21 protein-coding genes are annotated in these 23,511 nt (G+C 72.1%); 17 read left to right on the forward strand and 4 right to left on the reverse strand.

Annotated features, from left to right (window positions below; translation table 11 throughout):
• Window positions 1–15: 15 nt before the first annotated feature.
• A complete protein-coding gene (locus BGK67_RS24690; RefSeq protein ID WP_069922125.1) occupies window positions 16–1,002 on the reverse strand; it encodes an LLM class flavin-dependent oxidoreductase in 987 nt (328 codons plus the stop codon).
• Window positions 1,003–1,065: 63 nt separating this feature from the next.
• A complete protein-coding gene (locus tag BGK67_RS24695; protein ID WP_069922126.1) occupies window positions 1,066–2,505 on the reverse strand; it encodes a cytosine permease in 1,440 nt (479 codons plus the stop codon).
• A 143-nt stretch (window positions 2,506–2,648) separates the two neighbouring features.
• Between BGK67_RS24695 and ftsY the strand changes: the two genes are divergently transcribed.
• Window positions 2,649–3,872, forward strand: coding sequence for a signal recognition particle-docking protein FtsY (ftsY, locus tag BGK67_RS24700; protein ID WP_069922127.1), 1,224 nt, complete (start codon window positions 2,649–2,651; stop codon window positions 3,870–3,872).
• An 88-nt stretch (window positions 3,873–3,960) separates the two neighbouring features.
• On the opposite strand, the gene BGK67_RS24705 is transcribed toward ftsY, so the two are convergent.
• The gene (locus tag BGK67_RS24705; protein WP_069924087.1) at window positions 3,961–4,629 is read right to left on the reverse strand and encodes a bifunctional DNA primase/polymerase; all 669 of its coding nucleotides are present in this window, start codon (window positions 4,627–4,629) and stop codon (window positions 3,961–3,963) included.
• 363 nt (window positions 4,630–4,992) lie between these two features.
• Between BGK67_RS24705 and nsdA the strand changes: the two genes are divergently transcribed.
• From nsdA to ftsH, 6 genes are all read left to right on the forward strand, one after another.
• Window positions 4,993–6,492 (forward strand): transcriptional repressor NsdA, encoded by a 1,500-nt coding sequence (nsdA, locus tag BGK67_RS24710; RefSeq protein WP_069922128.1) that lies wholly within the window; start codon window positions 4,993–4,995, stop codon window positions 6,490–6,492.
• A 397-nt stretch (window positions 6,493–6,889) separates the two neighbouring features.
• A complete protein-coding gene (locus BGK67_RS24715; RefSeq protein WP_069922129.1) occupies window positions 6,890–8,236 on the forward strand; it encodes an ammonium transporter in 1,347 nt (448 codons plus the stop codon).
• Entirely contained in the window at window positions 8,233–8,571 is a 339-nt protein-coding gene (locus BGK67_RS24720) for a P-II family nitrogen regulator (protein WP_069922130.1), read from the forward strand. The genes BGK67_RS24715 and BGK67_RS24720 overlap by 4 nt, the downstream gene beginning before the upstream one ends.
• A 17-nt stretch (window positions 8,572–8,588) precedes the next feature.
• Complete coding sequence (locus tag BGK67_RS24725) at window positions 8,589–11,015, forward strand: [protein-PII] uridylyltransferase (RefSeq protein WP_069922131.1); 2,427 nt, start codon at window positions 8,589–8,591, stop codon at window positions 11,013–11,015.
• A gap of 115 nt (window positions 11,016–11,130) precedes the next feature.
• Window positions 11,131–12,705: a signal recognition particle protein gene (gene ffh / locus BGK67_RS24730; protein ID WP_069922132.1), complete on the forward strand. Its 1,575-nt coding sequence runs from the start codon at window positions 11,131–11,133 to the stop codon at window positions 12,703–12,705.
• 129 nt (window positions 12,706–12,834) lie between these two features.
• Window positions 12,835–14,772 carry an ATP-dependent zinc metalloprotease FtsH gene (ftsH, locus tag BGK67_RS24735; RefSeq protein WP_069922133.1) on the forward strand — a complete coding sequence of 646 codons (1,938 nt, stop codon included), beginning with the start codon at window positions 12,835–12,837 and terminating at the stop codon, window positions 14,770–14,772.
• A gap of 66 nt (window positions 14,773–14,838) precedes the next feature.
• Here ftsH and BGK67_RS24740 read toward each other — a convergent pair whose 3' ends face one another.
• Window positions 14,839–15,582 carry a methyltransferase type 11 gene (locus tag BGK67_RS24740; RefSeq protein ID WP_069922134.1) on the reverse strand — a complete coding sequence of 248 codons (744 nt, stop codon included), beginning with the start codon at window positions 15,580–15,582 and terminating at the stop codon, window positions 14,839–14,841.
• A gap of 131 nt (window positions 15,583–15,713) precedes the next feature.
• Between BGK67_RS24740 and proS the strand changes: the two genes are divergently transcribed.
• From proS to lepB (BGK67_RS24790), 10 genes are all read left to right on the forward strand, one after another.
• A complete protein-coding gene (gene proS / locus BGK67_RS24745; protein WP_069922135.1) occupies window positions 15,714–17,126 on the forward strand; it encodes a proline--tRNA ligase in 1,413 nt (470 codons plus the stop codon).
• Window positions 17,127–17,348: 222 nt separating this feature from the next.
• Window positions 17,349–17,945, forward strand: coding sequence for a hypothetical protein (locus BGK67_RS24750; protein WP_069922136.1), 597 nt, complete (start codon window positions 17,349–17,351; stop codon window positions 17,943–17,945).
• A gap of 272 nt (window positions 17,946–18,217) precedes the next feature.
• Window positions 18,218–18,655 (forward strand): 30S ribosomal protein S16, encoded by a 438-nt coding sequence (gene rpsP / locus BGK67_RS24755; protein ID WP_031144168.1) that lies wholly within the window; start codon window positions 18,218–18,220, stop codon window positions 18,653–18,655.
• A gap of 2 nt (window positions 18,656–18,657) precedes the next feature.
• On the forward strand, window positions 18,658–18,897 hold the full coding sequence (locus BGK67_RS24760) for an RNA-binding protein (RefSeq protein WP_007266827.1): 240 nt from the start codon (window positions 18,658–18,660) through the stop codon (window positions 18,895–18,897).
• A gap of 93 nt (window positions 18,898–18,990) precedes the next feature.
• Window positions 18,991–19,560, forward strand: a complete 570-nt coding sequence (gene rimM, locus BGK67_RS24765; protein ID WP_069922137.1) for a ribosome maturation factor RimM — start codon at window positions 18,991–18,993, stop codon at window positions 19,558–19,560.
• Window positions 19,560–20,381: a tRNA (guanosine(37)-N1)-methyltransferase TrmD gene (gene trmD, locus BGK67_RS24770; protein WP_069922138.1), complete on the forward strand. Its 822-nt coding sequence runs from the start codon at window positions 19,560–19,562 to the stop codon at window positions 20,379–20,381. The genes rimM and trmD overlap by 1 nt, the downstream gene beginning before the upstream one ends.
• A gap of 133 nt (window positions 20,382–20,514) precedes the next feature.
• Window positions 20,515–20,865, forward strand: coding sequence for a 50S ribosomal protein L19 (rplS, locus tag BGK67_RS24775; RefSeq protein ID WP_069922139.1), 351 nt, complete (start codon window positions 20,515–20,517; stop codon window positions 20,863–20,865).
• A 44-nt stretch (window positions 20,866–20,909) separates the two neighbouring features.
• Entirely contained in the window at window positions 20,910–21,632 is a 723-nt protein-coding gene (lepB, locus tag BGK67_RS24780) for a signal peptidase I (RefSeq protein WP_069922140.1), read from the forward strand.
• On the forward strand, window positions 21,625–22,479 hold the full coding sequence (gene lepB, locus BGK67_RS24785) for a signal peptidase I (RefSeq protein ID WP_079154358.1): 855 nt from the start codon (window positions 21,625–21,627) through the stop codon (window positions 22,477–22,479). The genes lepB (BGK67_RS24780) and lepB (BGK67_RS24785) overlap by 8 nt, the downstream gene beginning before the upstream one ends.
• Before the next feature lie 113 nt (window positions 22,480–22,592).
• Window positions 22,593–23,492 (forward strand): signal peptidase I, encoded by a 900-nt coding sequence (lepB, locus tag BGK67_RS24790; protein WP_079154656.1) that lies wholly within the window; start codon window positions 22,593–22,595, stop codon window positions 23,490–23,492.
• Window positions 23,493–23,511: the final 19 nt, after the last annotated feature.

Below are 23,511 nucleotides of genomic sequence, written 5' to 3' on the forward strand. Positions count from 1 at the left end.
CGATACTGCCCCGGCTCAGTCCTTGAGCCGGGGCAGTACCTGTTCGCACAGCAGGTGCAGGCTGCGCCAGCCCTCGTCCAGGGGCATCCCGCCGCACAGCGGGTGCAGCACCAGGTTGCCCGCCTCGCCCGCGCCCCGGGCGTAGGCGACGGCCTCGTCCGGGGTGAGCACCCGGTACACGCCCTCGGCGCGCAGCTCGGCCACCGAGCCCGCGGCGGACCGCACCGCGCTGCGGATGTCCTTGGACTGCCATGAGGCGTACGTGCCGGCCTCGTGCAGGAAGCGCTCGCCGTGCTCGGCCCAGACCCGGTCGGGATCCTCGGCGATGTGCAGCAGCGGGGTCTCGGCCGCGGGCATCATGCAGAAGCCCTCCGTGCCGTACTCGGCCAGCCGCTCCCGGTAGTACGCCTCCAGCTCCGGCAGGTGCGCACTCGGGAAGAAGGGCAGGCCCAGCCGGGCCGCGCGCCGGGCCGCCGCCTGCGAGCTCCCGCCGACCAGGAGCAGCGGGTGCGGCCGGGTGAACGGCCGCGGGGTCACCCGTACGGTGCGGCCCCGGAACTCGAAGGGCTCGCCCGTCCACGCCTTCAGCAGGGTCTCCAGCAGCTCGTCCTGGAGCCGGCCGCGCCGCGCCCACTCCACGCCGTGCTGCTCGTACTCCTGCGGCCGGTAGCCGATGCCCGCCACGGTGACCAGGCGCCCGCCGCTCAGCAGGTCCAGCACGGCGATGTCCTCGGCCACCTTCAGCGGGTCGTACAGCGGGCCGATGATCGCCGAGACGGTGACCGCGATCCGGCGGGTGGCGCCGAACACGGCGCCCGCGAAGGCGAAGGGGGAGGGCAGCCAGTTGTTGCCGGTGCCGTGGTGCTCCTCGGTCTGGACGGTGTCGATGCCGCGGTCGTCCGCGTACCGCGCCATCTCCAGCGCCGCCCGGTAGCGGGCGGAGAGGGACTCGGGGGTGCCGTTCGGGTCGACGAGATTGAACCGGGCCACGGTGATGGGCATGGAGGAATCCCTCTTCGCCGGATGCGGGTGGGCGGGCGAAGGGGGACGTTAGCTGACGCAGCGTCAGTTGGACAGGGATCCGGCGAGCTCGGGCTCCTCGGCCGGGGCGGCCGCGTCCGGGGCGGCCGTGCGCGGCAGTACGGCGTACAGCACGCCCGACGTGAGGATGCCGGCCGCCCAGCCGAGGCCGTTCTGCCCGATCCAGGTGGTGGCCAGTGGGCCGCCGAACCAGTCGACCTTGGTGAACAGCAGGCCCACGACCAGGGCGAGGGTCCACGCGGTCATCGCCTGCCAGGCGAAACCGCCCTTGTACCAGTAGGCGCTGGTCCGCGTGGTGTCCAGCAGCGCGGGGCCGTCGTAGGTCCGGCGGCGCAGCATGTCCACTCCGAAGACGCCGATCCAGGCGGAGAAGGCCACGGCCAGCAGGGTCAGGAAGGAGATGAAGGAGCCGAAGAAGCTGGTCGCCACCACCATCAGCAGGAAGCCGAAGACCAGGCTGATGAGGGCGTTGACGCTGACCGCCCAGGCACGCGGGACCTTGATGCCGAGGGTCTGCGCGGTGAAGCCGGCCGAGTACATGGACATCGAGTTGATCAGCAGCATGCCGACGAGTGCGATGAGCAGGTACGGGACCGCGATCCAGGTCGGCAGCAGCTCGCCGATGAAGGAGACCGGATCCTGGGCGCCGGCCAGGTCGGGGGTGCCGACGGCCATGACCGCGCCCATCAGGACCATGGGGAGCACGACCACGCCGGCGCCGCCGATCGTCGCGCCGACCAGGCCCTTGGAGGAGGCGGTGCGGGGCAGGTAGCGCGTGAAGTCGGGGCCCGAGGGCACCCAGCTGATGCCGCCGGCGGCGATGGTGCCGATGCCCGCGACCATCATCGCGGTGGAGCCGGCCGGCTTGCCGAAGACGGCGGACCAGTCGGTGGTGGCCACCAGGTACCCGAGGACCAGCACGCTGAAGGCGCCGAAGAGGTACGTCGACCACTTCGAGCAGACGCGCAGCGCGTTGATGCCGAGACCCGAGACGACGAACGTGCAGCCCACGAAGAACAGCAGGGTGACGACGATCAGCGGGGTGTTGCTCCTGACGCCGAAGAGCAGGTCGAGCACGGTCAGCACGGCGTAGGCGCCGCTGACCGCGTTGATGGTCTCCCAGCCCCACCGGGCCACCCATATGAGGGCGCCGGGGAAGAGGTTGCCGCGCTGGCCGAACACGGCCCGCGAGAGCGCCATGCCCGGGGCGCCGCCGCGCTTCCCGGCGATCGAGATCAGGCCCACGATCCCGTACGACACGACCGGCGCGGCGACCGCGACGACCAGCACCTGCCAGATGTTGAGCTTGTTGAAGATCACCAGTCCGGCGCCCATGGTCAGCAGCAGCACGCTGATGTTGGCGGCGACCCAGGTGGGGAAGAGCTCGCGGACCCGGCCGCCGCGCTCGCTGTCCGGGACCGGCTCCAGGCCGCGGGTCTCGATCGCCGTCTCGTCGGCAGACATGCAGTACTCCGTGGGGGAGGGAGTGGAGGGGAGTCGCTCATCATCGTAGATTTACTGCTAAAACCACAAATAGAGCCTTACGGCCCGGTGAGAACCTCCCAGGTCCGGGTTACGGGGCGGCTGTGGCAGATACTGGGTGGGTTATGGACATCCTCATCCTTGCTGTAGTCATCGCCCTGGTCGCGGTCGGCGCGATCAGCGGGCTCGTGGTCAGCAGCCGCAAGAAGAAGCAGCTGCCGCCCACGGCGCCGTCGAGCACGCCGACCATCACTGCCCCGCCCGCCGAACCCCAGGTGGGGGAGGACGCCGCACCGACGGTCGAAGAGCCGCGCCGCACCATCGAGGAGGTCGGCCTCCCCGACGCCGAGGCCGCTCTCGCCTCGCCGGCCGCCGTCGAGGACCCCGTCGTGGAGGCCCCGCCCGCCCCCGCGATCGAGGTGCCCGAGCCCACCGCCGGGCGCCTGGTCCGGCTGCGCGCCCGCCTCGCCCGGTCGCAGAACTCCCTCGGCAAGGGCCTGCTCACGCTGCTCTCCCGGGAGCACCTCGACGAGGACACCTGGGAGGAGATCGAGGAGACCCTCCTCGTCGCCGACGTCGGTGTCGTCCCGACCCAGGAGCTGGTCGACCGGCTCCGCGAGCGGGTGAAGGTGCTCGGCACCCGTACCCCCGCGGACCTGCGCGCCCTGCTCAAGGAGGAGCTGCTGACGCTGCTCGGCACCGACTTCGACCGCGCCGTGAAGACGGAGAGCGGCGAGGACACCCCCGGCGTGATCATGGTCGTCGGCGTCAACGGCACCGGCAAGACCACCACCACCGGCAAGCTGGCGCGCGTGCTCGTGGCCGACGGCCGCAGCGTGGTGCTCGGCGCGGCCGACACCTTCCGCGCCGCTGCCGCCGACCAGCTCCAGACCTGGGGCGACCGCGTGGGCGCCCGTACGGTGCGCGGCCCCGAGGGCGGCGACCCGGCGTCGATCGCCTACGACGCCGTCAAGGAGGGCATCGCCGAGGGTGCCGACGTGGTGCTCATCGACACCGCGGGCCGCCTGCACACCAAGACCGGCCTGATGGACGAGCTCGGCAAGGTCAAGCGCGTCGTGGAGAAGCACGGCCCGCTCGACGAGATCCTGCTGGTCCTGGACGCCACCACCGGCCAGAACGGCCTGACCCAGGCCCGCGTCTTCGCCGAGGTCGTGGACATCACCGGCATCGTGCTGACGAAGCTCGACGGCACCGCCAAGGGCGGCATCGTCGTCGCGGTCCAGCGCGAGCTCGGGGTCCCGGTCAAGCTGATCGGTCTCGGCGAGGGCCCGGACGACCTGGCGCCCTTCGAGCCGGAGGCGTTCGTCGACGCCCTGATCGGCGACTGACACCCCCTGCCTTCCCTCCCTCCCCCCACGTACGGGTGCCCCCGCGTTCCGGCCGGAACGCGGGGGCACCCGTACGTGGGGGGAGGGGCTACCGGCGCAGGCGGTGGCAGATGTAGGCGAGGGTGCCGAGCAGCAGCCGGGCCTGCGGCGGGCTCCCGGCCGTGTCGAGCCCGGGCGGCCGCAGCCAGCCGGCCCGGCCGAGGCCCGCCCGGTCGGAGGGCGGGGCCGTCACGTGGCAGCCGTGGCCCAGCGCCCGCAGGTCGAGGTCCGCGTCGTCCCAGCCCATCCGGTACAGCAGCTGCGGCAGCTCGGCCGCGGCGCCCGGTGCCACGAAGAACTGCGCCCGGCCGTCCGGGGTCTCGATGACCGGGCCCAGCGGCAGGCCCATGCGCTCCAGCCGCACCAGCGCGCGCCGGCCGGCCTCCGCGGAGACCTCGATGACGTCGAAGGAGGGGCCCACGGGCAGCAGCGCCGCCGCGCCCGGGTACTCGCCCCAGACCTCGGTGACCTCGTCCAGGGTGGCCCCGGCCTTGACCGTGGGGGCGAAGGCGAGGGGGTGCGCCCCGGGGGCCGGGCACCGCGCGTCCCCGCAGGAGCAGTCGCGTGCGGGCGCCGCCGCACGGGCCCCCGGGACCACGTCCCAGCCCCACAGCCCGGTGTACTCCGCCACGGCCGTGCACTCCGAGGTCCGGCCGCGGCGCCTGGCGCCGGAGCGGAACTCCCTGGTGCCGCGGCTGCCGCCGATCGTGAAGCCCATGCCCATGCCCCCTCCAACGGGTCGGACGCTCCGGTGGTTACGGCATCGGCAGGACCGGCGCACTCCTCGCCGCGTGCGCCCCGAGCGCACTCCTGTCCACCCATCCGTTCTCACCTTGTGTCAAGTGAATCGCGCCTGGCCGACGGCGAGTTCATTCGAAGGGGTGGCGAATGGTGGCGATTCTGGAAACGACCTCGCCGCACGGGTGATCGTAGGATTACTTTCGGTATATGAACCCCGAAGGCGAACCCATCCGTGGGTATGCCGGAGGCAATGTGTGAAGGACTCGTGAAGGTCCGTGGCGACGGTTGCCGTTCCCGTCAGGGTTTGTGTGGAAGAGGCAGAGCGGATGGGGGCGTTCCAGTGAGCGGCAACGGCGCAAGCGGAACGGACGGGGACTCCACGGAGTCCGCAGACCGGAACGTCCAGCTGACGTCGTGGTTCGTCCGCAGCGGCTGGTCGAAGGGCGAGCTGGCCCGACAGGTCAACCGCCGGGCCCGCCAGATGGGCGCCCACCACATCAGCACGGACACCTCCCGGGTGCGCCGCTGGCTCGACGGCGAACAGCCCCGCGAGCCCGTCCCGCGGATCCTCTCCGAGCTGTTCTCGGAGCGCTTCGGCTCCGTGGTCGCCATCGAGCAGCTCGGCCTGCGCACCGCCCACCAGACCCCCTCGGTCTCCGGTGTCGACCTGCCCTGGGCCGGCCCGCAGACCGTCGAGCTGCTCGGCGAGTTCTCCCGCAGCGACCTGATGCTGGCCCGCCGCGGCTTCCTCGGGACCTCGCTCGCCCTCTCCGCCGGCCCCGCCCTCATCGAGCCCATGCAGCGCTGGCTCGTCCCGGCCCCGGCCGCCGACCCGGGACCGCGTGCGGCGGGGCCGGCGGGCACCCTCGGCGGCCCCCGGCCGCCCCGGCTCTCCGAACCCGAGCTCGACCTCCTCGACGCCACCACCGTCATGTTCCGCCAGTGGGACGCCCAGTGCGGCGGCGGACTGCGCCGAAAGGCGGTCGTGGGCCAGCTCCACGAGGTCACCGACCTGCTCCAGGAGAACCACCCGGCCCCCGTCATGAAGCGGCTCTTCAAGGTCGCCGCGGAACTCGCCGAACTGGCCGGCTGGATGAGCTACGACATCGGCCTGCACCCCACCGCGCAGAAGTACTTCGTCCTCGCCCTGCACGCCGCGAAGGAGGCCGGGGACAAGCCGCTCGGCTCGTACATCCTCTCCGGGATGAGCCGTCAGATGATCCACCTCGGCCGCCCCGAGGACGCCCTGGAGCTCATCCACCTCGCCCAGTACGGCAGCCGCGACTGCGCGGGCCCGCGCACCCAGGCCATGCTGTATGCGATGGAGGCCCGCGCCTACGCCAACATGGGGCAGCCCAGCCGCTGCAAGCGGGCCGTCCGGATGGCCGAGGACACCTTCGGCGACGTCGGCTTCGGGGGCGAGCCCGAACCCGACTGGATCCGCTTCTTCTCCGAGGCGGAACTGAACGGCGAGAACTCCCACTCGTACCGGGACCTGGCCTACGTCGCCGGGCGCAGCCCCACGTACGCCTCCCTCGCCGAGCCCGTCATGGAGCGGGCCGTGGAACTCTTCGAGAAGGACGAGGAGCACCAGCGCTCCTACGCCCTCAACCTCATCGGCATGGCCACCGTCCACCTGCTCCAGCGCGAGCCCGAGCAGGCCACCGTCCTCGTCGGCCGGGCCCTCGACGTGGCGCAAAAGGTCCGGTCCGAGCGGGTGAACACCCGGCTTCGCAAGACCGTCGACACCGCCGCCCGTGAGTACGGTGACGTCGCCGACGTCGTCCGGCTCACCGACATCCTCGCCGCCCGGCTCCCCGAAGCCGCGGAGGCCGTCTGACGGCCGTCCCCGGCCGCCCCCGAGGCCCCGGCCGCGGCAGGCAACCCCGTGAAGCCCGATCAGGCTCCCCCAGCCAGGACATCCGGGTACTGCCGCGGCCGGCTGTTTTTTTTGCGCCTGAACCGGCGCCGCTCTCGCGGAGGCGGCCGCTCGCCGTCGTGGTCCCTCAACCAAGGGTTGCGGTGATCATCGGCGATCGGCCGTGTTCATCGGGCCGTAACAGCCGCGACCTCTTCGTCATCGGGGCGAAACACCCAGCGGCGCCGCCGGAAACCGGCCTGCGCGAATCTCGGGGTCATTAACCGGCCAGCTCCCCAGGCCCGGCCGGACACCCTTTACGCCGCTCAGGTTTTCACGATCGCCCGCACGCGAACGTACCGACGACGAGGAGACGCCGATGGCATCAGCCATCACGACCCTCGCGGCAGACGCCCCGACGCTGTCTGCCGCGAACACCGGGTTCATGCTCATCTGCTCCGCCCTGGTCATGCTGATGACCCCGGGACTCGCCTTCTTCTACGGAGGCATGGTCCGCGTCAAGAGCAGCCTCAACATGCTGATGATGAGCTTCATCAGCCTCGGGATCGTCACGATCCTGTGGGTCCTCTACGGCTTCAGCCTCGCCTTCGGCACCGACTCCGGCTCCCTCATCGGCTGGAACTCCGACTACGTGGGCCTCAGCGGCATCGGCATCACCGAGCTGTGGGACGGCTACACCATCCCGGTCTACGTCTTCGCCGTCTTCCAGCTGATGTTCGCCGTGATCACCCCCGCCCTGATCAGCGGCGCCCTCGCCGACCGGGTGAAGTTCAGCGCCTGGGCCCTGTTCACCGCCCTGTGGGTCACCGTCGTCTACTTCCCCGTCGCCCACTGGGTCTGGGGCGCGGGCGGCTGGCTCTTCGAGCTCGGCGTCATCGACTTCGCGGGCGGCACCGCCGTCCACATCAACGCCGGCGCCGCCGCCCTCGGCGTGATCCTGGTCATCGGCAAGCGCGTCGGCTTCAAGAAGGACCCGATGCGCCCGCACAGCCTCCCCCTGGTGATGCTCGGCGCCGGCCTCCTCTGGTTCGGCTGGTTCGGGTTCAACGCCGGCTCCTGGCTCGGCAACGACGACGGCGTCGGCGCGGTCATGTTCGTCAACACGCAGGTGGCCACGGCCGCCGCCATGCTCGCCTGGCTCGCCTACGAGAAGCTGCGCCACGGCTCCTTCACCACCCTCGGCGCCGCCTCCGGCGCGGTCGCCGGCCTCGTCGCCATCACCCCCGCGGGCGGCGCCGTCAGCCCGCTCGGCGCGATCGCCGTCGGCGCCATCGCCGGCCTGCTCTGCGCCATGGCGGTGGGCCTGAAGTACAAGTTCGGCTTCGACGACTCCCTCGACGTGGTCGGCGTGCACCTCGTCGGCGGCATCGCCGGCTCCCTGCTCGTGGGCTTCTTCGCCACCGGCGGGGTCCAGTCCGACGTCGCGGGCCTCTTCTACGGCGGCGGCCTGGAGCAGCTCGGCAAGCAGGCCATCGGAGTCTTCGCCGTCCTCGCCTACTCTCTCGTCGCGTCCGCCCTGCTCGCCTTCCTCCTCGACAAGACGATGGGGATGCGGGTTACCGAGGACGACGAGGTCTCCGGCATCGACCAGGTCGAACACGCCGAGACCGCCTACGACTTCAGCGGAGCGGGCGGCGGATCCTCCTCCAGGAGCACCGCCGTACCCGTCCCCGCCGCCGCCGCGAGCAAGAAGGTAGACGCATGAAGCTGATCACCGCGATCGTCAAGCCGCACAAGCTGGACGAGATCAAGGAAGCCCTCCAGGCCTTCGGGGTCCAGGGACTCACGGTCACCGAGGCGAGCGGCTACGGCCGCCAGCGCGGCCACACCGAGGTCTACCGCGGCGCCGAGTACACCGTGGACCTCGTACCCAAGATCCGCATCGAGGTGCTCACCGACGACGCCGACGCCGACGACGTGATCGACGTCATCGTGCGGGCCGCCGCCACCGGCAAGATCGGCGACGGCAAGGTGTGGAGCGTCCCCGTGGACTCGGTCGTCCGGGTCCGCACCCGCGAGCGCGGCGCTGACGCGCTCTAGGTGACGGGAGCTCCTGGGTGACGAGCGTCGAAGAGACCACGGACCACACGGCCGACTCGGGACCCAGCGGATACGCCGCGGCCCGGCTGCGACTCCTCCAGGAGGAGTCGCGGTCCGGGCCTTCGCGGCGTTCCGCCCTGGCCGGGCTGACCGACACATGGCTGAGCGCGCTGTTCGCGGACGCCGTCCGGGAGACCGGCGTACGCGGCGCCTCCCTGGTGGCCGTCGGCGGCTACGGGCGGGGCGAGCTCTCCCCGCGCAGCGACCTCGACCTGGTGCTGCTCCACGACGGCAAGGCCGAGCCGCGGCAGCTCAGCGCGCTCGCCGACCGCCTCTGGTACCCGGTGTGGGACCTGGGCCTCGCCCTCGACCACTCCGTACGGACACCCGGCGAGGCCCGCAAGACGGCCGCCGAGGACCTCAAGGTGCACCTCGGGCTGCTGGACGCCCGGCCGGTCGCCGGAGACGCGGGCCTCCTCGCGGGCCTGCGCACCTCCGTGCTGGCCGACTGGCGCAACCAGGCCGCCAAACGCCTCCCGCAGCTGCACTCCCTGTGCCGGGAGCGGGCCGAGCGCGCCGGGGAGCTCCGCTTCCTGCTGGAACCCGACCTCAAGGAGGCCCGCGGCGGGCTGCGGGACGCCACCGCGCTGCGGGCGGTGGCGGCGTCCTGGCTGGCCGACGCCCCGCGCCAGGGCCTCGCCGAGGCCCGGCGCCGCCTCCTCGACGCCCGGGACGCCCTGCACCTGGTGACGGGCCGGGCCACCGACCGGCTCGCGCTCCAGGAACAGGACCAGGTCGCGGCGCAGCTCGGGCTGCTCGACGCGGACGCGCTGCTCCGCGAGGTGTACGAGGCCGCGCGGGTCGTGGCGTACGCCGGCGACGTGACCTGGCGGGAGGTCGGGCGGGTACTGCGGGCCCGCTCCGCCCGGCCGCGGCTGCGCGGACTGCTCGGCACCCGGGCCCCGGCGGCGGCCCCGCGGGCGCCGCTGGCCGAAGGGGTCGTGGAGTCCGACGGCGAGGCCGTGCTGGCCCTGGCCGCGCGCCCCGACCGGGATCCGGCCCTGGCGCTGCGGCTCGCCGCGGCGGCCGCGCAGGCGGGGCTGCCCGTATCGCTGCACGCCCTGCGCAGGCTCGCGGCCCAGGCCAAGCCGCTGCCGGTGCCGTGGCCGGCGGAGGCCCGCGAGCAGCTGCTGACGCTGCTGGGCGCGGGGGAGCCGATGGTGGCCGTGTGGGAGGCCATGGAGGCGGAGGGCCTGATCACCCGGCTGCTGCCCGACTGGGAGCGGGTCCGGTGCCGGCCCCAGCGCAACCCCGTCCACACCTGGACCGTGGACCGGCACCTGGTCGAGACCGCCGTGCGCGCCTCCGCCCTCACCCGCCGGGTCGGCCGCCCCGACCTGCTCCTGATGGCCGCCCTGCTGCACGACATCGGCAAGGGCTGGCCGGGGGACCACTCGGTCGCGGGCGAGACCATCGCCCGCGACGTCGCCGCCCGGGTCGGCTTCGACGCCCGCGACGTCGCCGTCCTGGGCACGCTCGTACGCCACCACCTGCTGCTGATCGACACCGCGACCCGGCGCGACCTGGACGACCCGGCTACGGTCCGCACGGTCGCCGGGGCCGTGGGGTCGGTGGGGACGCTGGAGATACTGCACGCCCTGACGGAGGCCGACGCGCTGGCCACCGGCCCGGCGGCGTGGAGCACCTGGCGGGGCTCGCTGGTCGCGGACCTCGTCGCGCGGGTCGCGGCCGTCCTGCGCGGGGCGCCGCAGGAGGGGCCGGAGCCGGAGATCCCGACGACCGAGCAGGAGCGCCTGGCGGTGGAGGCCCTGCGCACCGGGGAGCCGGTGCTCGCGCTCCACGCCCGCCAGGAGGAGGACGCGGTCGGCGTGGAGCTGGTCGTGGCCGTCCCCGACCAGCCGGGGGTCCTCCCGGCGGCGGCCGGGGTCCTGGCCCTGCACCGGCTGACCGTCCGGGCGGCGGATTTGCGCTCCGTGGAGCTCCCGGACCGGCTCGGGGAGGTCCTGGTGCTGCGGTGGCGGGTGGCCGCCGAGTACGGGGCGCTGCCCGAGGCCGCCCGGCTGCGCACCGACCTGGTGCGGGCCCTGGACGGCTCGCTGGACGTCCCGTCGAAGCTGGCGGACCGCGAGGCGGCGTATCCGCGCAGGCGCGGGGTGGTTCCGCCGCCGCCCCGGGTCACGGTGGTCGCGGACGTCTCCGCCCTGGCCACGGTCCTGGAGGTGCGGGCCCCGGACGCGGTCGGCCTGCTGCACCGCGTCGGCCGTGCGCTGGAATCGGCGGGGGTGCGGGTGCGCAGCGCGCACGTCTCGACGCTGGGGGCCAACGCGGTGGACACCGTGTACGTGGTCGACGGCGACGGCAAGCCCCTGCCCCCGCGGGAGGCCGCCGCCCTGGCCGCCTCGGTGCGGGCCGCCCTCTCGTAGCCCTCCGCGGTCCGATTCCGGCATCCGGGATCGGACCGCAGGGTTCGGCGCGCGGCGCGGCCCGATACCCTGGGGGACGACCACCACGCCCCCGACCCGAGGAATCGCGACCACCGTGTTCGATACGCTCTCCGACCGCTTGGCGAATACCTTCAAGGGCCTGCGCGGCAAAGGCCGGCTGTCCGAGGCTGACATCGACGCAGCGGCCCGGGAAATCCGTATCGCCCTCCTCGAGGCCGACGTCGCCCTCCCGGTCGTGCGCTCCTTCATCGCGAACGTCAAGGAACGCGCGCGCGGCGAAGAGGTCAGCAAGGCCCTGAACCCGGGCCAGCAGGTCCTCAAGATCGTCAACGACGAGCTCGTCACGATCCTCGGCGGCGAGACCCGGCGGCTGCGTTTCGCCAAGACCGCCCCCACCGTCATCATGCTGGCCGGTCTCCAGGGTGCCGGTAAGACCACCCTCGCCGGAAAGCTCGGCCTGTGGCTGAAGGGGCAGGGCCACACCCCGCTCCTGGTCGCCTGCGACCTCCAGCGCCCCAACGCCGTCAACCAGCTCTCCGTCGTCGCCGACCGCGCGGGCGTGGCCTTCTACGGCCCCCAGCCGGGCAACGGCGTCGGTGACCCGGTCCAGGTCGCCAAGGACTCGATCGAGTACGCGCGCACCAAGCAGCACGACATCGTCATCGTCGACACCGCCGGCCGCCTCGGCATCGACCAGGAGCTGATGCGGCAGGCCGCGGACATCCGCGACGCCGTCAGCCCCGACGAGATCCTCTTCGTCGTCGACGCCATGATCGGTCAGGACGCGGTCAACACCGCCGAGGCCTTCCGCGACGGCGTCGGCTTCGACGGCGTCGTGCTCTCGAAGCTCGACGGCGACGCCCGCGGTGGTGCCGCGCTCTCCATCGCGCACGTCACCGGCAAGCAGATCATGTTCGCCTCGAACGGCGAGAAGCTCGACGAGTTCGACGCCTTCCACCCGGACCGCATGGCGGGCCGGATCCTCGACATGGGTGACATGCTCACCCTCATCGAGCAGGCCGAGAAGACCTTCAGCCAGGCCGAAGCCGAGAAGATGGCGGCCAAGCTGCAGAAGGGCCCCAAGGAGTTCACGCTCGACGACTTCCTGGCCCAGATGGAGCAGGTCCGCAAGATGGGCTCCATCTCCAAGCTGCTCGGCATGCTGCCCGGCATGGGGCAGATCAAGGACCAGATCAACAACATCGACGAGCGCGACGTGGACCGCACCGCCGCGATCATCAAGTCGATGACCCCGGCCGAGCGCCAGGACCCCACGATCATCAACGGCTCGCGCCGCGCCCGTATCGCCAAGGGCTCCGGCACCGAGGTCAGCGCGGTCAAGTCGCTCGTGGAGCGGTTCTTCGACGCCCGCAAGATGATGTCCCGCATGGCCCAGGGCGGCGGCATGCCGGGCATGCCCGGCATCCCCGGGATGGGCGGCGGCCCCGGCCGGCAGAAGAAGCAGGTCAAGCAGGCCAAGGGCAAGCGCAAGAGCGGCAACCCGATGAAGCGCAGGGAAGAGGAGGCCGCCGCGGCGGCCCGCCGCGAGCAGGGCCCGCAGGCGGTCGAGCCCGCGCCGGGGGCCAACCCGTTCGGCCTTCCGGCCGGCGGCGGTCAGCCGGGTCAGGACTTCGACCTCCCGGACGAGTTCAAGAAGTTCATGAAGTAGCACCCGCGCAGGAGGTGGGCGCAGGGCCCCGGCCGTGGCAGCACGGTCGGGGCCCTCCGCTTTCCGCAGGGGCAATGGGGGCATTTGTCGCTTATCGTCTGCCGGGAGGACGGCAGAAGGAGGCGCCCCGTGCCCACCCCCACCCCCGTACCGCCCCGCGACCGGGCCGACACGCCCTGGCGCTCCGAGGGCGCGCCGCCCACGCCTCCGCCGAAGAAGCGGATGCCGGGCGGCTGGCGCGGGTTGATCCTCACCGCCCTGATCGTGTACCTGATCACCAACCTGGTGCTGTCCTTCTTCAACGAGGGGGACGAGCCGACCATCTCGTACACCGAGTTCAGCAAGCAGGTCGCGGCCGGCAACGTCTCGAAGATCTACTCCAAGGGCGACGCGATCCAGGGCCAGCTCAAAGCCGAGCAGCCGATGCCCGACGGGGACAAGGGCGACTACACCAAGTTCGTCACCCAGCGCCCCGCCTTCGCCGACGACGAGCTGTGGGCGAACCTCACCAAGCAGAACGTGAACGTGACCGCCTCCCCGGTCGTCGTGCAGCGCAGCTTCCTGGCCAACCTCCTGCTCTCCCTCGCCCCGATGCTGCTCCTGGTCCTGCTGTGGGTGTTCGTCGCCCGCCGGATGAGCGCGGGGATGGGCGGCGCCATGGGCGGGCTGGGCCGCAAGGCGCCGCCCAAGCCGGTGGAGCTCGACCAGGGCGCCCCGCGCACCACCTTCGCGGACGTGGCGGGCATCGACGAGGTCGAGGGCGAGCTCAACGACGTCGTCGACTTCCTGAAGAACCCCCAGGCCTACCGGAAGCTGGGCGCCCGGATGCCCGGCGGCGTCCTGCTGTCCGGCCCGCCCGGTACGGGAAAGACCCTGCTCGCCCGCGCGGTGGCGGGCGAGGCCGGGGTGCCGTTCTTCTCCGCCTCCGCCTCCGAGTTCATCGAGATGATCGTCGGAGTCGGCGCCTCCCGGGTCCGCGAACTGTTCACCGAGGCCCGCAAGGTGGCCCCCGCGATCATCTTCATCGACGAGATCGACACCATCGGACGCGTGCGCGGCGGCGGGACCATGGGCGGCCACGACGAACGCGAACAGACCCTCAACCAGATCCTCACCGAGATGGACGGCTTCTCGGGCTCCGAAGGGGTGGTCGTCCTCGCCGCCACCAACCGCGCGGACGTCCTGGACCCCGCCCTCACCCGGCCCGGCCGCTTCGACCGCACGGTGGTCGTCTCCCCGCCCGACCGGGGCGGGCGCGAGGCGATTTTGCGCATCCACACCCGGGACATCCCGCTCGCCCCGGGCGTCGACCTGGCACAGGTGGCCCGCACCACCCCCGGCATGACCGGCGCCGAACTGGCGAACCTGGCCAACGAGGCCGCGCTGCTCGCCGTCAAGCGACGGCAGGACCAGGTCACCCAGTCCGACCTGTCCGACGCCCTGGAGAAGGTCCAGCTCGGTGCGGAGCGCTCCCTGGTCATGCCGCTGGAGGAGCGCCGCCGCACGGCCTACCACGAGAGCGGCCACGCCCTCCTGGGCATGCTCCAGCCGGGCGCCGATCCGGTCCGCAAGATCACCATCGTGCCCCGCGGCCGCGCCCTCGGCGTCACCCTCTCGACCCCGGACGCCGACCGGTACGCCTACACCGAGCCGTACCTGCGCGGCCGCATCATCGGGGCGCTCGGCGGCATGGCCGCCGAGCACGTGGTCTACGACGTCATCACCACGGGCGCGGAGAACGACCTCGAACAGGTCACCAACATCGCCCGCGGCATGGTCGGCCGCTGGGGCATGAGCGACCGCGTCGGCAAGCTCACCGCCATCCCGTCCGACGGCGCCGGCCCCTACGGCCTGTCCGCCGCCCCCACCACGCTCGACGCCGTGGACCACGAGATGCGGCGGATCGTCGACGAGTGCTACGTGGAGGCCTGCCGCCTGCTGCGCGAGAACCGCCCGAAACTCGACGCCCTGGCCGAGGCCCTCCTCGCCAACGAGACTCTGGACGAATCGGCCGCCTACGCCGCCGCCGGCATCACCCGCCTGACGAAGGGCCACGACCCCGCATGACCGCGGCCGGCCAGGCCCTGTCGTCGAAGTGGCGCCTGGCCCGCGACGCCACGGTGACGAGACGGCCTATGCCACCCGGGCGATCACATACCGGAAGATGTTCGGCAGCCAAACGGCCCCGTCGGGCCGCTCGTACGGGTGAAGGGCGACCGCCAGCTCCTTCTCCGCCAGCGCGGGATCGGCCATCCCGAGGGGCGCGGCGCCCTCGGCCCGGGTGGAGCCACCGGTGCCCGCGACCGGGTACAGCCCCGTCGACAGCAGCCCGCGCACCGCGCTGTCCACGTCCGCGTAGCCGAACGGGCAGAACACCCGCCCCGACCCGTCCGGCCGCAGCCCGGCCCGCTCCAGGAGCGCGTCCAGGTCCCGCGGCACGGGACCGCCGCCCAGGACCGCGGGCACGGTGCACCGCTCCGCCGGGCCCCAGTCGGCCAGCACCACCGCCCCGCCGCGCCGGACCGCGGGCAGGGCCCGCTCCAGCGCCGCCGGGTCGGGCGAGAAGGCCAGCAGGGCGTCGTACGGCCCGTCGGCCGGCGCGCCCCCCGGCGCGGACGGCGGAGCCGCCAGCACCTCCAGGAGCCGCTCGCGGGCCAGTGCCCGCCGGGCCGGATCCGCCTCCACGCCGGTGGCCGCGGCTCCCCGCCCGGCCGCGAGCAGCAGGGGCAGGCCGGCCCCGCAGCCGAGGCCCAGCAGCCGGTCTCCCGGCCCGACCTCCAGCCGGTCGTAGACCGCCTCGTACAGCGGTACCAGCATCCGTTCCTGGATCTCGGCCCAGTCCCGGGCGACGAGCGTCGCGGTCGGCGTCGGTGTCATCGAAAGAGCGCTCCTGATTCCATGTCGCCCCCTTGCCCCCGTTGACAGAGAACTCCCCATCGGCCTCCGCGTCCAGAGGAACGAGCCACCCGATTCACGCTGGGCGCGCCGGGCGCCGTACCATTCGCGCCATGGCAAAGGCACCCGTTCTCACCCCGCAGGCGGAGGATTTCCCCCGCTGGTACCAGGATCTGATCAACAAGGCCGAGCTGGCCGACAACGGTCCGGTCCGCGGCACCATGGTCATCCGACCGTACGGCTACGGCCTGTGGGAGCGGATGCAGCAGGAGATGGACGCGCGCATCAAGGACGCGGGCGCCCAGAACGCTTACTTCCCGCTGTTCATCCCGCAGTCGTACCTGACGAAGGAAGCCGAGCACGTCGAGGGCTTCGCCCCCGAGCTCGCGGTCGTCACGCACGGCGGCGGCAAGGAGCTGGAAGAGCCGGTCGTCGTCCGGCCCACCTCCGAGACGATCATCAACGACTACTTCTCGAAGTGGGTCCAGAGCTACCGGGACCTGCCCCTGCTCATCAACCAGTGGGCCAACGTGGTGCGCTGGGAGATGCGCCCCCGCGTGTTCCTCCGGACGAGCGAGTTCCTCTGGCAGGAGGGCCACACCGCCCACGCCACGTACGAGGACGCCCGCGACTACGCCGCCCGGATCCACACGGACGTCTACGGCGACTTCATGACGAACGTGCTCGGCATCGACGTCGTGCTCGGCCGCAAGACCGCCAAGGAGCGCTTCGCCGGAGCCATCAACACCCTCACCCTCGAGGGCATGATGGGCGACGGCAAGGCCCTGCAGCTGGGTACGAGCCACGAGCTCGGCACCAACTTCGCCAAGGCCTTCAACACCCAGTACCTGTCGAAGGAAGGCAAGCAGGAGCTCGTCTGGCAGACCTCGTGGGGCGTCTCGACCCGCATGGTCGGCGGCCTGATCATGTCCCACGGCGACGACAACGGCCTGCGCGTTCCGCCGCGCCTCGCCCACGTCCAGGTCGTCGTCATGGCGATCAAGGGTGACGAGGCCGTCGGAGCGGTCCGCGAGCTGGGCGCACAGCTGAAGGCCGCCGGCCTCCGCGTGCAGGTCGACGACCGCGTCGACACCCCCTTCGGCCGCCGCGCCGTGGACTGGGAGCTCAAGGGCGTACCGGTGCGCATCGAGATCGGCCCCCGCGACCTGGAGGCCGGCACCGCGATGCTGGCCCGCCGGATCCCGGGCGGGAAGACCCCGGTGCGGATCGACGCACTCGCCGACCTGCTGCCCAAGGTGCTCGACGAGGACCAGGCGCAGCTGCTGCGCGAGTCCCGCGAGCGCCGCGAGGCCCGCACCTCGGACGTCTCGACCATCGAGGAGGCCGCCGAGGCCGCCATCGCCGGCGGCTGGGCGCGCATCCCGTGGGCGGACCTGGGCCCGGAGGGCGAGGCGAAGCTGGCCGAGCAGGCCGTCTCCGTGCGCTGCCTGATCGCCGCGGACGGGTCGGTTCCGGAGACGGACGACGCTCCCGGTACGCTCGCGATCGTCGCGCGCTCGTACTGATCCGCTGATCCGCTGATCCGCTGAATCGCCGATCCGCTTGTGCGCCCCGGCGCGCGGCCTGCGCCGCGCGGCGGGGCGTACTCGTCGTTACGTACCGACTTCTCCTGGGATCGGCGCACCCGTCCTCGTCGGGACGCATGAGACTGAACTGACTGGTACGTGCAAAAAATTTGGAATGGCCCGGAATCGGAACACCGGGGCACCCCGGCTCGTTGTCACGACGTGAGCACGACACCACCTGTTCTCGCCGCAGAGCTGGCGCAGGCGTGGGCCGACATTCAGCGGTACCACTCCGAGCTGCCTGACCTTGCCGCGCCCGAGTCCCTGATCGGAGAGTCCTCGTCCGCCTGTGGCGCCGAGCTCTCCTTCGAGCGACTGCTGCACGAGGCAGTCCACGGCATCGCCGCCGCCCGCGGTGTCCGCGACACCTCGCGCGCCGGCCGCTACCACAACCGCAGATTCCTCGCGATCGCCGAGGAGATGGGACTGGACCACTCCGAGGAGCCCCACGCGAGCAGCGGCTTCTCGCTGGTCGCGCTCAATCCCGAGGCGAAGCGGCGCTACCGGCCCACCATCGAGCGGCTGCAGCGCGCACTGAAGGCGCACACGGCCGCCACGGCCGCCGACACCAAGCGCAGCTTCCGCGGACCGGCCGCCCGGCACGGCTCCTCCGGCGGCGGGGTACGCGTCAAGGCGGTCTGCGACTGCGGGCGCAACGTCCGGGTGGTCCCTTCCGTACTGGCCCAGGCGCCGATCGTCTGCGGCGGCTGCATGAAGCCCTTCCGCATCCCCGAGGTAGCGGTCGCGGCCGCCTCCTGAGACCTCCGCCACCGGACCGAGTGGGCGGAGCCGCGGCCGAGCCCGCGGGCGACCCCGGTACGACGCCGCGGCGGGGTGCGGGCCGGCCCGCGGGGGCCGGACCACCCCGCTCGGCAGCGCCGCACACGTATGGCACAATGGCTAGCTGTACTCGACAGTCGCATAGGACCCCTCTCTCCTCCGGCTGACGCGTCCATCGGGCACCCGAGTACCGCAACCCCACGTGGCATCTCATGTGCCCAACCACGTCAAGTTCAGGAGACACCACTCCAGTGGCAGTCAAGATCAAGCTCAAGCGCCTCGGCAAGATTCGCCAGCCGCACTACCGCATCGTCGTCGCCGACGCCCGCACCCGCCGGGACGGTCGCGCGATCGAAGAGATCGGTATCTACCACCCGACCTACAACCCGTCGCGCATCGAGGTCAACGCCGAGCGTGCGCAGTACTGGCTGTCCGTCGGCGCCCAGCCCACCGAGGCTGTGCTCGCCATCCTGAAGCTGACCGGTGACTGGCAGGCCCACAAGGGCCTCCCCGCCCCCGCGCCGCTGCTGCAGCCGGAGACGAAGGAGAGCAAGCGCCGCTCCTTCGACGAGTTCGCCAAGGCCCTCGAGGGTGGCGACGCCAAGGGCGAGGCCATCACGCAGAAGGCGAAGAAGGCCGACAAGAAGGCGGACGAGGCTGAGGCCGCCGCCGAGTCGACCGAGGCCTGAGCATGCTCGAGGAGGCTCTTGAGCACCTCGTGAAGGGCATTGTGGACAACCCCGACGACGTGCAGGTCGCCTCGCGCAACCTGCGCCGCGGACAGGTGCTCGAGGTCCGGGTTCACCCCGACGACCTCGGGAAGGTGATCGGCCGCAACGGCCGCACCGCACGTGCGCTGCGTACCGTCGTGGGCGCCATCGGCGGCCGGGGGATTCGCGTCGACCTCGTCGACGTGGACCAGGTCCGCTGAGACCCGGTTTGCTAGAAGCGTGAATCACCGGCACGGGCCGGGGAGGGCATTCGTGCCCGCCCCGGCCCGTCGTCGTTCGAACAGGAGATCAAGGTGGAGTTGGTAGTCGCGCGGATCGGCCGCGCCCACGGCATCAAGGGTGAGGTCACCGTCGAGGTGCGCACCGACGAGCCGGAACTCAGGCTCAGTCCCGGCGCCGTGCTCCGGACCGAACCGGCGTCGGCCGGACCGCTGGCCATCGAGACCGGCCGGGTGCACAGCGGCCGGCTCCTGCTGCGCTTCGAGGGCGTCAAGGACCGCACCGGCGCCGAGGCCCTGCGCAACATCCTGCTGATCGCGGACGTGGACCCGGCGGAGCTGCCGGAGGAGCCCGACGAGTACTACGACCACCAGCTGATGGACCTCGACGTCGTCCTGGCGGACGGCACCGAGATCGGCCGGATCACCGAGATCTCCCACCTGCCCTCGCAGGACCTCTTCATCGTCGAGCGGCCGGACGGCTCCGAGGTGATGATCCCGTTCGTGGAGGAGATCGTCGCCGAGATCGACCTGGAGGAGCAGCGCTGCGTCATCACCCCGCCGCCCGGGCTGATCGACGAGCGCGAAGCCGTCATCGCCTCCAACCGTGACGAGGACGCCCAGGGGTCCGGGGACGACGCCTGATGCGTCTCGACGTCGTCACGATCTTCCCCGAGTACCTGGAACCGCTGAACGTCTCCCTCGTCGGCAAGGCGCGCGCCCGCGGCCGGCTCGACGTGCACGTCCACGACCTGCGGGACTGGACCTACGACCGGCACAACACGGTCGACGACACCCCGTACGGCGGCGGCCCCGGCATGGTCATGAAGACCGAGCCGTGGGGCGAGGCCCTGGACGCGGCGCTGGCCGACGGCTACGAGGCGGGCGCGCACGGGCCCGTCATGGTCGTCCCCACCCCCAGCGGCCGGCCCTTCACCCAGGAACTGGCCGTCGAGCTCTCCGAGCGGCCCTGGCTGATCTTCACCCCGGCCCGCTACGAGGGCATCGACCGCCGCGTGACGGACGAGTACGCAACGCGCATGCCGGTGTACGAGGTCTCCATCGGGGACTACGTCCTGGCGGGCGGCGAGGCCGCCGTGCTGGTCGTCACCGAGGCCGTGGCCCGGCTGCTGCCCGGGGTGCTCGGCAACGCCGAATCGCACCGCGACGACTCCTTCGCCCCCGGCGCGATGGCGAACCTGCTGGAGGGGCCCGTCTACACCAAGCCCCCCGAGTGGCGCGGCCGGGGCATCCCGGACGTGCTGCTCAGCGGCCACCACGGGAAGATCGCCCGCTGGCGGCGGGACGAGGCCTTCCGCCGCACCGCCCGCAACCGCCCGGACCTGATCGAGCGCTGCGAGGCCTCCGCCTTCGACAAGAAGGACCGGGAGATCCTGTCCATCCTGGGCTGGACGCCGTCGGCCGACGGCCGATTTTGGCGTAGGCCCCAGACCGTGGAAGAATAGGCGGCTGCTGTGTGCTCGCGGACGCCCCTGCCACAGGGGGACCGTCGCCCGCCGAGTGTCACGGCTCCCGAATTCTCTACGGAAACCCGCACCGGCGACCTGTGGCGTCGTGCGAAGAAAGCAGACGAAGAACATGTCTCACCTGCTCGATGGCGTCAACGCCGCCACACTCCGCTCGGACGTCCCGGCCTTCCGCCCGGGTGACACGATCAACGTGCACGTCCGCGTGATCGAGGGCAACCGCTCCCGTATCCAGCAGTTCAAGGGTGTCGTCATCCGCCGCCAGGGCGCCGGTGTCTCCGAGACCTTCACCGTGCGCAAGGTCTCCTTCAGCGTCGGCGTGGAGCGTACCTTCCCGGTCCACTCCCCGATCTTCGAGAAGATCGAGCTCGTCACCCGCGGTGACGTGCGCCGCGCCAAGCTGTACTACCTCCGTGAGCTCCGCGGCAAGGCCGCGAAGATCAAGGAGAAGCGCGACAAGTAAGGTCCCCTCCGGGTCCCGGGGGCGGCCGGATAGGCTCGCCCCCGATGGACACCGAAGCACCTCACACGCAGCGCGGCCACTCTTCCCCCGGCGAGGGGGAGGGGCGGTCGCGTTTCGTGTTTTCCGCCGCCCTGCGCCCCCTGACCTGGCGACGGGCCGGAGCGCTCGGTGTCATCTGCGCCGTCTTCCTGCTGCTGCTCGGCAATTTCGTGGTCCAGCCCTTCCTGATCCCGAGCCGCTCCATGCAGCCGACGCTCCAGGTCGGCGACCGGGTGCTGGTCGACAAGCTGGCGTACCGCTTCGGCGAGCAGCCGCGCCGCGGTGACGTGGTGGTCTTCGACGGCACCGGGTCCTTCGTACGGGAGCGCCCGGCGGGCCATCCGGTCGGCGAGCTGCTGCACGGCGCTGCTTCGGCCCTGGGGCTCGCGGAGCCCTCCGACACCGACTTCGTCAAGCGGGTCGTGGGCGTCGGCGGCGACGACGTGGTGTGCTGCGACGCCCGGGGACGGATCGTGGTCAACGGCGTCCCGCTGGAGGAGCCGTACCTCCACCCGGGCGACGCGCCCTCGAAGGTGCCCTTCCGGATCGTCGTACCCCTTGGGACCCTGTGGGTCATGGGTGATCATCGGTCCCAGTCCCGGGATTCGCGGGACCACCTGGGAGAACCGGGCGGGGGGATGGTGCCGGTGGAGAAGGTGATCGGGCGGGCCGGGTGGATCGGCTGGCCCGTTACGCGCTGGGGCAAGGTCGGCGGCGGCCATGGGTAGTCGCGGGCGCCCGCGCGGCGGGCGGGAACCCGAGCCCGGACCCGAGCCGGAGCCGGAACCCGTCGTGGTGGAGGGCGGCCGGGCCGAGCGGCGCCGGACGGCCCGCCGGGTGCGGCGGCGGCGGCGCACGCGCCGGGCCGGCGAGCTGCCCCTGCTGGTGGTCGTGGCGCTGTGCATTGCGCTGCTCCTCAAGACCTTCCTGGTGCAGGCCTTCTTCATCCCGTCGGGTTCGATGGAGCAGACCATCCGGATCGGCGACCGCGTGCTGGTGGACAAGCTGACCCCGTGGTTCGGCTCCGAGGTCGAGCGCGGCGACGTCGTCGTGTTCAAGGACCCCGGCGGCTGGCTCAAGGCCGACGCCGCGCGGCCGGCCCCGGACCCCGTCGGGGTCAAGCAGATCAAGCAGACCCTCACCTTCATCGGCCTGCTGCCCTCGGCGGACGAGCAGGACCTGATCAAGCGCGTCATCGGCGTCGGCGGGGACACCGTCAAGTGCTGCGACGCGCGGGGGCGGGTCACCGTCAACGGCTCGCCGCTCGATGAGCCGTACGTGAACGCGGGCAACGCGCCCTCGGAGATCCGCTTCGAGGTGCGGGTGCCGGCGGGCAGGCTCTTCGTGATGGGCGACCACCGGGCGAACTCCTCCGACTCCCGCTTCCACCTCGACGAGGCCTTCGAGGGCACCATCGACGAGGACGAGGTCGTGGGCGAGGCCGTGGTGATCGCATGGCCGTTCGGACACTGGCGCCGGCTGGACACGCCCGCGACCTTCCGGATGGTTCCCGATCAGGCGAGGCGCGAGGCACACGGGCGTCGTCGGCGCCGTCGGGCCCTGCCGTTCGCATAGTGTGTCCTGGATCTCCCGCGCCTTAGGGAACTCCCGCTCGTTAAGGGAGGGGAGGGCCCGTCTTCCGGTTCGGAGCGGGCGGCGAAACCGAGTGAGGAGTGGATGTGGGGGACGTGGCGGTAGGCGCACGATCCGGACGCGACGAGGGTGAGGAGCGGCCGGACGACGCCGTCGAGCACGAGGCCGAGGAGGACAGCGGCGCCAAGGCGCGCCCGCACCGGTCCTTCTGGAAGGAGCTGCCGCTCCTGATCGGCATCGCGCTGCTGCTGGCCCTGCTGATCAAGACCTTCCTCGTGCAGGCGTTCTCGATCCCGTCCGACTCGATGCAGAACACCCTGCAGCGCGGGGACCGGGTGCTCGTGGACAAGCTGACCCCGTGGTTCGGCACCGAACCCGAGCGGGGCGAGGTCGTCGTCTTCCACGACCCGGCGAACTGGCTGTCCGGCGAGCCCACGCCGGAGCCCAACCTCGCGCAGAAGGTCCTCAGCAAGATCGGCCTGATGCCGGACGCCTCCGAGAAGGACCTGATCAAGCGGACCATCGCCATCGGCGGTGACACGGTCGAGTGCAAGAAGGGGGGGCCGGTCGTCGTCAACGGCAAGGAGCTCGACGAGCCGTACATCTTCCCCGGCAACACCGCCTGCGACGACGCCCCCTTCGGGCCGCTCACCGTGCCCGAGGGCAAGATCTGGGTGATGGGCGACCACCGCCAGAACTCCCAGGACTCCCGCTACCACATGCAGGACTCCACCCAGGGCTTCGTGCCGGTCGACAAGGTCGTCGGGCGGGCCGTCGTGGTCGCGTGGCCGATCACCCGCTGGTCCACCCTGCCGATCCCGGACACCTTCGACCAGCCGGGCATCGGCAACCAGGCCGCGGCGACCGCGCTCGGCCTCGGCGCCGCCGGGCCGGCGGCGGTCGGGGCGGCTCCGGCCGCCCTCGGACTCACGGGCGCCGTGCCGCTCGTCCTGTGGCGCCGGCGGAGGCTGACCACGGGCCGTACCGCCCGGTAGGGTGCCGCCCAGGTCGACG

Source organism: Streptomyces subrutilus, assembly GCF_001746425.1.
GTDB lineage: Bacteria > Actinomycetota > Actinomycetes > Streptomycetales > Streptomycetaceae > Streptomyces > Streptomyces subrutilus_A.